This window comes from Xanthomonas sp. LF02-5, assembly GCF_034105325.1.
Lineage (GTDB): Bacteria > Pseudomonadota > Gammaproteobacteria > Xanthomonadales > Xanthomonadaceae > Xanthomonas_A > Xanthomonas_A sontii.
The window spans coordinates 103,555-114,856 of record NZ_JAXGGF010000004.1 but is presented as its reverse complement, the minus strand read 5'-3'; the positions used below and the strand labels follow the sequence as shown (position 1 = coordinate 114,856).

10 protein-coding genes are annotated in these 11,302 nt (G+C 70.6%); 3 read left to right on the top strand and 7 right to left on the bottom strand.

Annotation, left to right across the window (positions count from 1 at the left end; all coding sequences use genetic code 11):
- Positions 1–92 precede the first annotated feature (92 nt).
- Entirely contained in the window at positions 93–977 is an 885-nt protein-coding gene (gene htpX / locus SLW52_RS11940; protein ID WP_320740488.1) for a protease HtpX, read from the bottom strand.
- Between the two features lie 110 nt (positions 978–1,087).
- Between htpX and gluQRS the strand changes: the two genes are divergently transcribed.
- From gluQRS to phaR, 3 genes are all read left to right on the top strand, one after another.
- Positions 1,088–2,014, top strand: coding sequence for a tRNA glutamyl-Q(34) synthetase GluQRS (gene gluQRS / locus SLW52_RS11935; RefSeq protein ID WP_295939232.1), 927 nt, complete (start codon positions 1,088–1,090; stop codon positions 2,012–2,014).
- A gap of 62 nt (positions 2,015–2,076) precedes the next feature.
- On the top strand, positions 2,077–2,817 hold the full coding sequence (locus SLW52_RS11930) for a beta-ketoacyl-ACP reductase (RefSeq protein WP_017909333.1): 741 nt from the start codon (positions 2,077–2,079) through the stop codon (positions 2,815–2,817).
- A 205-nt stretch (positions 2,818–3,022) separates the two neighbouring features.
- Positions 3,023–3,541 carry a polyhydroxyalkanoate synthesis repressor PhaR gene (gene phaR / locus SLW52_RS11925; protein ID WP_017909334.1) on the top strand — a complete coding sequence of 173 codons (519 nt, stop codon included), beginning with the start codon at positions 3,023–3,025 and terminating at the stop codon, positions 3,539–3,541.
- Positions 3,542–3,715: 174 nt separating this feature from the next.
- Here the strand turns inward: phaR and SLW52_RS11920 are convergent, their stop codons facing one another.
- From SLW52_RS11920 to SLW52_RS11895, 6 genes are all read right to left on the bottom strand, one after another.
- Positions 3,716–4,696 (bottom strand): TraB/GumN family protein, encoded by a 981-nt coding sequence (locus tag SLW52_RS11920; protein WP_320740489.1) that lies wholly within the window; start codon positions 4,694–4,696, stop codon positions 3,716–3,718.
- Positions 4,697–4,709: 13 nt separating this feature from the next.
- Positions 4,710–5,639 (bottom strand): DUF1684 domain-containing protein, encoded by a 930-nt coding sequence (locus SLW52_RS11915; RefSeq protein ID WP_017916695.1) that lies wholly within the window; start codon positions 5,637–5,639, stop codon positions 4,710–4,712.
- Positions 5,639–7,519, bottom strand: coding sequence for a DNA mismatch repair endonuclease MutL (gene mutL / locus SLW52_RS11910; RefSeq protein ID WP_320740490.1), 1,881 nt, complete (start codon positions 7,517–7,519; stop codon positions 5,639–5,641). The genes SLW52_RS11915 and mutL overlap by 1 nt, the downstream gene beginning before the upstream one ends.
- A gap of 134 nt (positions 7,520–7,653) precedes the next feature.
- On the bottom strand, positions 7,654–9,234 hold the full coding sequence (locus SLW52_RS11905) for an N-acetylmuramoyl-L-alanine amidase (RefSeq protein WP_267094317.1): 1,581 nt from the start codon (positions 9,232–9,234) through the stop codon (positions 7,654–7,656).
- 80 nt (positions 9,235–9,314) lie between these two features.
- Positions 9,315–9,797, bottom strand: a complete 483-nt coding sequence (gene tsaE, locus SLW52_RS11900; protein WP_320740491.1) for a tRNA (adenosine(37)-N6)-threonylcarbamoyltransferase complex ATPase subunit type 1 TsaE — start codon at positions 9,795–9,797, stop codon at positions 9,315–9,317.
- A complete protein-coding gene (locus SLW52_RS11895) occupies positions 9,794–11,281 on the bottom strand; it encodes an NAD(P)H-hydrate dehydratase (RefSeq protein WP_320740492.1) in 1,488 nt (495 codons plus the stop codon). The genes tsaE and SLW52_RS11895 overlap by 4 nt, the downstream gene beginning before the upstream one ends.
- Positions 11,282–11,302 lie beyond the last annotated feature (21 nt).

The window sequence follows — 11,302 nt, the reverse complement described above, 5'->3', positions numbered from 1 at the left end:
GCCGCGATTCGGGATTGGGGATTGGGGATTCGCAAAAGCAACGGCCGGCGGAGCCCGCGCTCCGCCGGCCGGCGTTTCGATCTAGCGAACTATCAGCTCACCGTCGCGTTGACGTGCGAGGCGCGCAGGGTGGCGATGCGCTCGGACAGCGGCGGGTGGCTCATGAACAGCTTGCGCAGGCCCTGGCCCAGGCCACCGGCGATGCCGAAGGCCTGCACCTGCGACGGCAAGGTGCTCTGGCCATGGTTGAGTTCCAGCCGCTGCAGCGCCGCGATCATCTTGGCGCGGCCGGCCAGGCTGGCGCCGCCGGCGTCGGCGCGGAACTCGCGGTAGCGCGAGAACCACATCGCGATCATCGTCGCGAACAGGCCGAACACCAGCTCCAGCACCATCACGATCGCGTAGTAGGCCAGGCCGCGGCGGCCGTAGCGGTTGCCGGACAGGTAGCTGTCCACCACGCCACCGACCACGCGCGCCAGCACGATCACGAAGGTGTTGAGCACGCCCTGCAGCAATGCCATGGTCACCATGTCGCCGTTGGCGATGTGGCTGATTTCATGGCCCAGCACCGCCTCGGCCTCGTCCTCGGTCATGTTCTGCAGCAGGCCGGTGGAAACGGCGACCAGCGCATTGTTGCGGTTGGCGCCGGTGGCGAAGGCGTTGATCTCCGGGCCGTCGTACACGGCGACCTCGGGCATGCCGATGCCGGCGGCCTGCGCCTGGCGCTGCACGGTCTGCAGCAGCCAGCGCTCGGTGTGGTTGCGCGGCTCGGTGATCACTTGCGCACCGGTGGCGCGCTTGGCCATGAACTTGGACAGCAGCAGCGACACCAGCGAGCCGCCGAAGCCGAAGATCGCGGCCATCACCAGCAGGCCGCCCATCTGGTTGGGGTTGACCCCGAACACGGACATGACAATGCCGGCCAGCACCAGCACCGCCAGGTTGGTGATGAGGAACAGGACGATACGATTGAACATGTGAGCGTGGGCTCCGCACGGATTAAGGATTAAATGGAAGGATTGGCTCGAATCTGCGGTGTCGGCCGCTTGAATTCAAGCGCGTACCTGACCGAGGATTCAGCTTGTCCATGTCCCCGCCTCCCTACCGCGGCCGCTTCGCGCCCTCGCCCACCGGCCCGCTGCACCTGGGTTCACTGCTCGCCGCCTTCGGCAGTTGGTTGCTCGCCCGCCACGCCGGCGGCCAGTGGCTGCTGCGCATCGAGGACGTGGACCGCCCGCGCAGCGTGCCCGGCGCCGCCGAACGGCAACTGGCGAGCCTGCGCGCCTGCGGCCTGGAGGCCGACGGACCGGTGCTGCGGCAGAGCGAGCGCGACCCGGTCTACCGCGACGCCCTGCAGCGGCTGCTGCATGCCGGCCTCGCCTTCTCCTGCAGTTGCAGCCGCAGCGCCCTGGCGGCGCAGGGCGGCGTGCACCACGCTTGCGTCACCGACGCGCCACGCGCACAGCCGGCCATCCGTCTGCGCGTGCCGCCCGGTACGGCCAGCGTGGTGGCCTTCGACGACGCGGTGCGCGGCCGGCTGGCCCAGGACGTCCATGCCGAGGTCGGCGATGTGGTGTTGCTGCGCGCCGACGGCTGCTGGGCGTACCAACTGGCCGTGGTGGTCGACGATGCCGCGCAAGGCATCACCGACGTGGTGCGCGGCGCCGACCTGCTGGACTCCACGCCGCGGCAGATCCTGCTGCAGCGTGCGCTGGGCCTGCCCACGCCGCGCTACCTGCACCTGCCGCTGCTGCTCGACGCCGATGGCCGCAAGCTGTCCAAGTCGCACGCGGCGCTGCCGCTGGACGATGCCGACCCGCTGCCGGCGCTGCGCCTGGCCTGGGCCACGCTGGGCCAGCCGCCGGCAGCGTTGGCCGGCGCCGGGTCGGTGCCGGCGCTGCTGGCCGCCGCGCTGCGCGCCTTCGACCCGACGCGGTTGCCGGCGCAGGACCGACGCGTGGACGATGCGGCGTCAGTCGCGCCGGCTATCCCCAGCGACATCAAGGCTGACTAGAATCGGACCCTGGGCCGCGCCGCGGCCGTCCTTTCCCACTATTTCTATCCGGAGCGACATCCATGACATCACGCGTTGCGCTGGTCACCGGCGGCACCGGCGGCATCGGCACCGCAATCTGCGAGCGGTTGGCCGCGCAGGGCCACCGCGTGGCCAGCAACTACCGCGACCAGGCCAAGGCCCTGGCCTGGCAGCAGCGCATGCGCGAGCGTGGCCACGACGTCGCGATCGTCCCCGGCGACGTCGCCTCGCCCGAACACGCGCAGACCCTGGTGCGTGAGGTCGAACGCCAACTCGGCCCGGTCGAGATCCTGGTCAACAACGCCGGCATCACCCGCGACACCACCTTCCACAAGATGACCGCCGAGCAATGGCATGAAGTCATCAACACCAACCTCAACTCGGTGTTCAACGTCACCCGCCCGGTGATCGAGGGCATGCGCCAGAAGCGTTGGGGGCGGGTCATCCAGATCAGTTCGATCAACGGCCTCAAGGGCCAGTACGGCCAGGCCAACTACGCTGCGGCCAAGGCCGGCATGCACGGCTTCACCATTTCCCTGGCACGCGAGAACGCCAGCTACGGCATCACCGTCAACACGGTCTCGCCGGGCTATGTCGCCACCGACATGGTGATGGCGGTGCCGGAGGAAGTGCGCGCCAAGATCGCCGCCGACATCCCCACCGGGCGTCTCGGCAAGCCGGAGGAGATCGCCTACGCCGTGGCGTTCCTGGTCGCCGAAGAGGCCGCGTGGATCACCGGCTCGAACCTGGACATCAACGGCGGCCACCACATGGGGTGGTGAGCGGCTGAATCGCTCAGGCGGCGGCATTCGCGCGAGGTAACGCTATCCCGCATGGCCGCCACGGCGGCCTGTGGACTTTTGCTGCGCTGCGAATGCTGCGCAGCATGATTTTTTGCTGCACTCGCGTGTTCAGGTACTTTCGGCGGTTGCAAGCCCTGCTGCGCTGCGCCATGCTGCGCGCCTACCGTCACAGAGCGATCGCTTCATGGCTGAGATTCGCATCATCAAGAAGTATCCCAATCGCCGCCTCTACGACACCGAGATCTCCAGTTACATCACCATCGAAGACGTCCGCCAGCTGATCATCGACGGCGAGGAATTCGAAGTCCGCGACGCCAAGACCGGCGAAGACCTCAGCCGCGCGGTCCTGCTGCAGATCATCGCCGACCAGGAACAGGACGGCGAACCGATGCTGTCCACGCAGTTGCTCAGCCAGATCATCCGCTTCTACGGCGACTCGCTGCAGGGCTTCATGGGCAACTACCTGGAGCGCAGCATGCAGGTGTTCCTCGACCAGCAGCAGCAGTTCCGCCAGCAGATGGGCAATCTGCTGGGGCAGACCCCGTGGACCATGATGAACCAGCTCACCGAGCGCAACCTGGAGCTGTGGCAGGAATTCCAGCGCAACCTCGGCGCCGGCTTCGGCCGCCCGGCCGCTGGCGCGGGCACCGGCAAGCCTGGCGAACCGCCGGCGGGCGCCGCACCGAAGTCGCGTCCGCGCTGAGGATTGCGGCCGGGTGAGGTTCGGCGGGGCGCTTCGCGCCCTTACCCTCACCCCAACCCCTCTCCCGACGGGAGAGGGGCTTTTGCTCTCCCTTCTCCCCTCGGGAGAAGGTGCCCCGCAGGGGCGGATGAGGGTACGGCCGCACGCCAACCACACGTGCGACGCACCTTCCCGTCAGCGCGAACGCGCCTGCTTGCAGTTCCCGCAGATCCGCTCGACCTTGTAGCCGCGCGCGCGCAGGCCATCGACCACGCCGTCCGGCCCGAGCAGGTGCAGCGCACCCACCACCACCAGAGTGTCGCCGCCGCCGTCCTTCAGGCGCTGCTCCAGGCGTGGCAGCCAGGCCTGGTTGCGCTCCACGTCGATGCGCTGGTACAGCCGCGGGTAGTCGCGCTTCATCTGCGCGCCGATCTCCTGCCACAGCTGGCGCTCGTCGCCGCGGCGCCAGGCGTCGTGCAGGCGCAGGGTCTGCGCGGCGCCCTGCTCGGCGTCGTCCAGCGCTTCGGTCAGCATCTGCTTCTGCTCCACCGGGTCCATGCCGTCGAGCAGGTCGATCTGCGCCTGCGCGGTCTCCAGGCCCTCGGCACTCTTGCCGTCCTGCAAGGCCAGTGTCATGAAATGACGATCCAGCCCGGCATCGGCCTCCAGGCCCTGCGCCTTCATGTCGGCGATGCTGATGCTGAGGCCGACGAACCACGGCTCGAAGCCGCTCATCTGCGCCAGCGGCAGGCCGTGGCCGGCGGCATAGCGGCGCAGCCGCTCCCAGGTCGCCGGGTCCAGATCGTCCTGCAGCCGCTTGCCGTCGTGGCGCTGCGCCGCCTGCAGCATCTGCGCGCCCAGTTGCGGCGCGTCCACGTCCTTCGGCGCCAGTTCGAACAGCAGCCGCGGCGACGCCGCGTAGGCCGCATCGACTTCGCGCGCCAGCGGATAGTCGTCGGCCTTGAGCATGTGGAACGAGCCCAACAGGTACAGCATGCCGCGCGGGCCGCTGACCTTCCACAACAGCGGTGTGGGCGGCACCACCGTGGGCGCTGCGGCGGCGGGCGCGACAGGCGTCGCGGCCACCGGCGGCGGCGTGCGGGCCAGTGCCGGCAGCACCAGGCACAGCGACAGGCCCAGCAGCAGGCGGCGCAACAGGCGCGGGAACGGGGTCATCGGCATCCTCGGGTCAATGGGCGGCGGCGTAGGCCTTCTCGCCGGCATCCACCGCCAGGTCGAGGCGGTTCTCCGGCGGCGGCAACGGACAGGTGGCGAACGGGGTGAACGCGCACGGCGGGTCGTAGGCGCGGTTGAAATCCAGCACCACGCTGCCGTCGGCCGCGGGCGGGTCCACGTCCAGGAAGCGCCCGGCGGGATAGCTGCCGTGACCGCTGGTGCGGTCGGCGAACACCACGAACAGCGGCTGGCCGGGTTCGCCGATCGCCTGCAGGCGGTAGCGCTTGCCGCCGCGCTCGAACTCCAGCGCGCCGGGATTGGGCGATGGCGTGGTGACGCCGATGATGTCGACGATGGGCAGGGTCGTGCCCGGCGGATTGGGCACGAAACGCCCGCGCACGCGCCAGGATTCGGCCAGGGGCCAGTACGGCACGCCTGCGAAACCGAGCCGGGTCGGCGCATCGGCGTGCTTGACCCGCAGCGCATAACGGCCGCCACGTTCGATCAGGCTGAGCTTGCCCTTGCCGTCGTCGAAGTCGATCACCGTCGGCTGCGGATCGTGGTCGCTGTACACGCGGATCCGCCCCTGCACCGGCGCGCCGGCGACGCTGAGGGCGGCGCCGCGCTCGGGGGTCAGGTACACCTCGCGCTGCGCCTGCGACACCAGCGCCATCCGCGCCGGCCCCACCGCCAGGCGGATGCCGCTGTCCGGGCCGCTGCCGATGTAGTGCTCCTTCAATTCCAGCCAGTGCAGGCCGACCAGGCTGGTCCAGCCGTCCGGCGCCTGCAGTTCGCGCTGGCGCTGCGCGCGCCAAGCCTGCTCGTCGGCCACGAACCGTGCGTCCATCGCCTTCGGCGCGGCCGGTGCCGGCGCCTGCTTGCCGCAGCCACTCAAGGCGACGAGCGCCGCCAGCAGCGCTGCCGTCCACATCCGCTTGTCCATCACCGCCCCCGCAGGAACCAACGATCGATCTCGCCCAGGGTGAACCGCGCCCAGGTCGGACGCCCATGATTGCATTGTCCGGAGCGCTCGGTGGCTTCCATGTCGCGCAGCAGTGCGTTCATTTCCGGAATGGTGAGGCGGCGGTTGGCGCGCACCGCGCCGTGGCAGGCCATGGTCGACAGCAGCGCATCGCGCGCGCCGGCGACACGGCCGCTGTGGCCGTGTTCGCGCAGGTCGGTGAGCACGTCGCGCAGCAAGGCCTCCGGCTCGGCCTGCGCCAGCAGTGCGGGAATGCTGCGCACGTGCAGCGATTGCGGTCCGCTGCGGGTGATCTCGAACCCGAGCGCGGCCAGCGTCTCCGCCTCGCGCTCGGCGGTGTCGGCATCGCGTTCGCCGACTGCCAGGGTGATCGGCACCAGCAGCGGCTGCGCATGCAGGCCGATGCCATCGTGCGCGGTCTTCAAACGCTCGTAGCCGATGCGCTCGTGCGCGGCGTGCATATCGACCACGATCAGGCCGTCGGCGTTCTCGGCCAGGATGTAGATGCCGTGCAATTGCGCGATGGCGTAGCCGAGCGGCGGCACGCCGCTGTCGGCGGCAGTCGGCGGCAGGCCGCCGGCCGGGCCCTGGGTCTGCCGCGGCAGGCTGGCGGCGCTTCCCGCGTCGGCGGTGGGCGCGTACAGCGCCGCGTACGCTGCAGGCGCCTCTTCCACGCGCAAACCCAACGGCGATTGCGCCGGGCGCCACTGCGCGCCGTAACCGTAGCCCTGCCCTCCACCACCACCAGCGCCGCCACTGTTCGGCGCGCCTGTGCCCGCCCAGGCCGCAGTACCCGCGGCTGGCGGCGGCAGCGCGGCGTCGGCACCGATCGCGCCCGGCAGGCTACCGGCACGGGTCTGCGCCAGCGCATCCTGCAGCGTGCGGTAGACGAAATCATGGATCAGCCGCGCATCGCGGAAACGCACCTCGTGCTTGGCCGGATGCACGTTGACGTCCACCCGCGCCGGTTCCAGTTCCAGGAACAGCACATAAGCCGGCTGGCGGCCATGGAACAGCACATCGCCGTAGGCCATCTTCACCGCATGAGCGACACTGCGATCGCGCACCGAGCGGCCGTTGACGTAGAGGTATTGCTGGTCGGCGCTGGCGCGCGAGTAATGCGGCTGCGCGATCCAGCCATGCAGGCGCAGGCCGGCACCGCTGTGGTCCACGCGCAGCGCCTGCTTTGCGAAGTCTTCGCCCAGGGTCTCGCCCAGGCGCGCGTCCGAGTACAGATCGCCCGGCTTGTAGCGCCGCGACGGCTTGCCGTTGTGCGAGACGCGCAGCTCCACGTCCGGGCGCGCCAGCGCCAGCGAACGCAGCCACTCCTCGATGTGGCCCAGTTCGGTGCGCTCGGCACGCAGGAATTTGCGCCGCGCCGGCACGTTGTAGAACAGCTCGCGGACCTCGACCAGGGTGCCCGGCGGCAATGCGCGCGGCTGCACCTCGCCGACCTTGCCGCCGTCGACCTGCAGGGCAGCGCCGTGTTCGTCTCCGGATCGGCGCGAGGCCAGGGTGAAGCGGCTGACCGAGGCGATCGACGGCAACGCTTCGCCACGGAATCCGAGCGTGCCCACCGATTCCAGGTCGTCCAGCGACGCGATCTTGCTGGTCGCGTGCCGCGACACCGCCAGCGGCAGTTCCTCGGGCGCGATGCCGCCACCGTCGTCGCGGATGCGGATCAGGCGCACGCCGCCTTCTTCCAGATCGATGTCGACGCGGTGCGCACCGGCGTCCAGCGCGTTCTCCACCAGTTCCTTGACGACAGAAGCCGGACGCTCGACCACTTCGCCGGCGGCGATCTGGTTGATCAGGATCTCGGGCAGCTGACGGATGCTCATGCCGTCCTCGCTCCATGCGCGCACAGACGCGCGCCGGTCGTGGCGACAGGACGAAAACCACAGCAGGCAAAGGACATCGGCACGGCTCGCGGCGCGGACGCCGTCATCGAGGATCAGCCGTTAATGATAGCGCCTCAGCGGCTGCCGCCGGCCACCGTGCTGGCCGCTTCCGCCTCGGCCTGCGCGCGCGCGGCGAACAGCGTGCCCGGCGGCGGCTGCCGGGTGAAGAAGGTGCTGACGCCATCGAGCACGGCACCGGCGATGCGGCGCTGGTAGGCCGGATCGGTCAGCCGGCGTTCTTCGTCCGGGTTGGAGATGAAGGCGGTCTCGACCAGCATCGCCGGCATGTCCGAGGTGCGCAGCACCGCGAAGTTCGCGCGCTCGATCTCGGGCTTGTGGTTGTTGCCGATCCGCTTGAGTCCGCCCAGCACTTGCTCGGCCGCATCTTCGGAGGACTTCATGTGGCCGCTCTGGGCCAGGTCCAGCAACACGTTGGCCAGGGTGCTGTCGGTCTTCTGCAGGCGCACGCCACCGATCAGGTCGGCGGCGTTTTCCTTGTCCGCGAGCCAGCGCGCGCGCTGCGAGGACGCGCCCTTGGTCGACAGCACGTACACCGAGGAACCGGTCGCGCTGCGGTTCTCGGCCGCGTCGGCGTGGATCGAGATGAAGATGTCGGCCTTGGCCGCACGCGCCTTCTGCGCGCGCATCGGCAGAGGAATGAACACGTCGGTGGTGCGGGTCATGTAGGCCTTCATGCCCGGCGTGGCATTGATCTGGCGCGCCAGTTCGCGGCCGATCGCCAGGGTCACGTCCTTCTCATGCTTGCCGGTCGGACCGCTGGCACCGGGATCTTGGCCCCCATGGCCGGGATCGATGGCCACGATCAGCGGACGCATACCGGGCGCCATCTTCACCCGCGAGGCCGCGCTCGGCATCACCGGCCGTGCTTCGGCGGCAGCAGCCACCGCCGCATCGTCGTCCGCGTCGTCACGCTCGGACGGCGCGTTCGCCGGCGGCGCGACTGTCGCAGGCGCAGGCGTCGGCACAACGCCGGGCACAGGACGGCCGGCCGCCGCGGCAGCAACGCTCGGCGCAGAGGCAACGACGGTCGGGGCTGGCGCGGGCGCGGCAGGCGGCGGCACCGGAGCCGGCGCAGGCTGGCTGGCACGCTGCACCACCGACGAGGTCAGTGCCGCGGTCGCGCGTGCGGCTTCGGCGCGCGCATCCACTACCGGCTTGGGCGCTGCGACAGGCGCGGCCTGCGGCAGCGGAGCCACGGCTGCCGGCGCGTCGGCGGCGACCGCCTTGCCCGCCGGTGCCTCGCCCGGCCACTCGATCACCAGCACCGAACTGCCGCCGATGGTCTGCATCTGCGGCTTGAACGCCACCACCGAACTGCTCAGGTCGAACACGATGCGCAGGGTGCCCGGCACCGGATGGCCGGTGCGCACTGCGCTGACCACGCCGCCGCCGGCCGGCAGCTTCAGGCCCTTGGCAGCGGAGGAATCGGGAAGATCGACGACCAGGCGATTCGGATTGGCCAGCGACAGCGTGCTGAAGCCGCCACTGCCCTGCAGACGGATCTCGGCACGGGTGCCGGTGGCGCCGTTGTCGAGCGAGACCGACTGCACCTGTCCGGCAAACGCCGTCTGCGCCGCCAGGCACCAGCCTGCGGCAGCGGCGAAACTGGCGAAAAAACGGGTCCCCGGGCGCATAACGCGATTCAAACATCGCCGGGAGTCAAAGGCAAGCGGTTTTCCCTTAATAATCCATAACCTGCCTTCACTTTCTAGCGTCAGCCGGCAAAAAGTCCCTGCAAGTCGGCCTGCTGGGCCAGCTGCGCCAGCCAGGCGGTCCCCACATCGGTACGCGCCTGCAGGGCGACACGACGCCCGTCGCCGTGCACCGCCAGGCGCACGTCCAGATCGGCGGGCGCCAGCACGTCGCCGCCGCGCTCGGGCCATTCCACCAGCCACAGCGTGGCCCCGCCCTCGTCCAGCCCGAGGAAATCCAGCTCGCCCGCCACGCCGATGCGGTACAGATCCAGGTGCCAGGCCTCGCCATCGGCCAGCGGGTAACGCTCCACCAGGGTGTAGGTGGGGCTGCGGATCGCGCCCTGCACGCCGAGCGCGCGCAGCAGCGCCCGCGCCAGGGTCGATTTGCCGGCGCCCAGATCCCCGTGCAGATGCACCGCGGCCTGCGCCGGGCGGGTCGCGGCCAGCGCGCGACCGAGCCGTTCGGTGGCCTCGCTGTCGGGCAGGAACAAGCTGAGGCTCATGGTTCGGATTCCGGATTGGACAGGCGCCGCAGCGCCGGCAACAGATCGGTCGGCAGCAACCCGCGCTGGCCCGCGGCAGCCGCGCGATCGCCGGCGCCGGCATGCAGCAGCGCGCCGACGCTGGCCGCCTCGAACGCCGGCAACCCTTGCGCGCGCAGCGCCGCGACCACCCCGGTCAACAGATCGCCCATGCCACCAACCGCCATGCCCGGATTGCCGGCGGCGATCACCCGCGGCGTCTGCCCGGGCGCGGCGACCAGGCTGCCGGCCCCCTTCAGCACAATCGTCGCCTGGTAGCGTTCGGCCAAGGCCGCGGCGGCCGCGAAGCGATCGCGTTGCACCTCGGCGGTGGCGATGCCGAGCAGGCGCCCGGCCTCGCCGGGATGCGGGGTCAGTACCGCCTGCGGCACCGCGCGCGGCGCCTGTGCGAGCAGATTCAATGCGTCGGCATCCAGCACCAGCGCGCGATCCTCATCGGCCAGGACCGTCTGCCACAGCGCCTGCGCCCAATCGTCCTGGCCAAGCCCGGGCCCGAGCGCGACCACGCTGGCCTTGCGCAGCAACGGCGCCAGCGCCGCCGCCTCGTCGACCGCATGCGCCATCGCCTCCGGGCAACGCGCCAGCAGCGGCGCCACGTGCGCGCCACGGGTGGCGACGCTGACCAGGCCGGCGCCGCTGCGCAGGGCCGATTCGGCACTGAGCATCACCGCTCCGCCGCTGCCGAGATTGCCGCCGACGCACAGCACATGGCCGGAGTCGCCCTTGTGGCTGTCCTGCCGGCGCGGCGCCAGATGGCGGCGCAAGGCGCCGACGGTCCAGGCCTGTGCGCGCGGCGCGCAGTCGGCGAATGCGGCGGGCGGCACCTCCAGCGTCGCCAGCGCGCGCTCGCCGACATGGTTCAAGGCCGCACCGGTATGCAAGCCGGCGTGCGCGACGATGAACTGCAAGGTCAGCGTCGCCGGCAGGACTGCGCCCGGCACGCTGCCGGACTCGGCGTCCACGCCACTGGGCACGTCCAGCGCGAGTACCGGCGCGCCAAGCCCGCCCAGTGCGCCCAGCAGTGCCGCCAGTTCGGCATCCGGCGCGCGATTGAGGCCGATGCCGAGCAACGCATCGACTACCACGTCGGCCGGCGCCAGTGCCGCGTCGAACTCCTCGATGCGACCGCCGACGCCGATGTAGTCGGTGCAGGCGCGCTGCGCCAGCGGCGATTGCGGACCGCGCCCGGGCAACTGCAGCACGCGCACCTGGCGTCCGGCGCGATGCGCCAGCCGCGCCAGCACGTAGCCATCGCCACCGTTGTTGCCGCTGCCACAGGCCACCAGGATGCGCTGCGCCTGCGGCCAGCGCTGCAGCAGCGTCTGCCACGCGGCCTGACCGGCGCGCTGCATCAGCGTGTAGCCGTCGCCGCCCAGCAGCGCGGTGGCCTGCGCATCGATGCGGCGCGCGTCCGCGGTGGCATAGAGATCGAAGCAGTCGTACATGCACGGGATTCTATACTTGCG

Bases quoted from the DNA above. Each gene is read 5' to 3' on its own strand.
- SLW52_RS11930 (WP_017909333.1), top strand. From the start codon at position 2,077: ATGACATCACGCGTTGCGCTGGTCACCGGCGGCACCGGCGGCATCGGC.
- SLW52_RS11895 (WP_320740492.1), bottom strand. From the start codon at position 11,281: ATGTACGACTGCTTCGATCTCTATGCCACCGCGGACGCGCGCCGCATC.
- SLW52_RS11920 (WP_320740489.1), bottom strand. From the start codon at position 4,696: ATGACCCCGTTCCCGCGCCTGTTGCGCCGCCTGCTGCTGGGCCTGTCG.
- SLW52_RS11915 (WP_017916695.1), bottom strand. From the start codon at position 5,639: ATGGACAAGCGGATGTGGACGGCAGCGCTGCTGGCGGCGCTCGTCGCC.
- gluQRS (WP_295939232.1), top strand. From the start codon at position 1,088: ATGTCCCCGCCTCCCTACCGCGGCCGCTTCGCGCCCTCGCCCACCGGC.
- phaR (WP_017909334.1), top strand. From the start codon at position 3,023: ATGGCTGAGATTCGCATCATCAAGAAGTATCCCAATCGCCGCCTCTAC.
- htpX (WP_320740488.1), bottom strand. From the start codon at position 977: ATGTTCAATCGTATCGTCCTGTTCCTCATCACCAACCTGGCGGTGCTG.
- tsaE (WP_320740491.1), bottom strand. From the start codon at position 9,797: ATGAGCCTCAGCTTGTTCCTGCCCGACAGCGAGGCCACCGAACGGCTC.
- SLW52_RS11905 (WP_267094317.1), bottom strand. From the start codon at position 9,234: ATGCGCCCGGGGACCCGTTTTTTCGCCAGTTTCGCCGCTGCCGCAGGC.
- mutL (WP_320740490.1), bottom strand. From the start codon at position 7,519: ATGAGCATCCGTCAGCTGCCCGAGATCCTGATCAACCAGATCGCCGCC.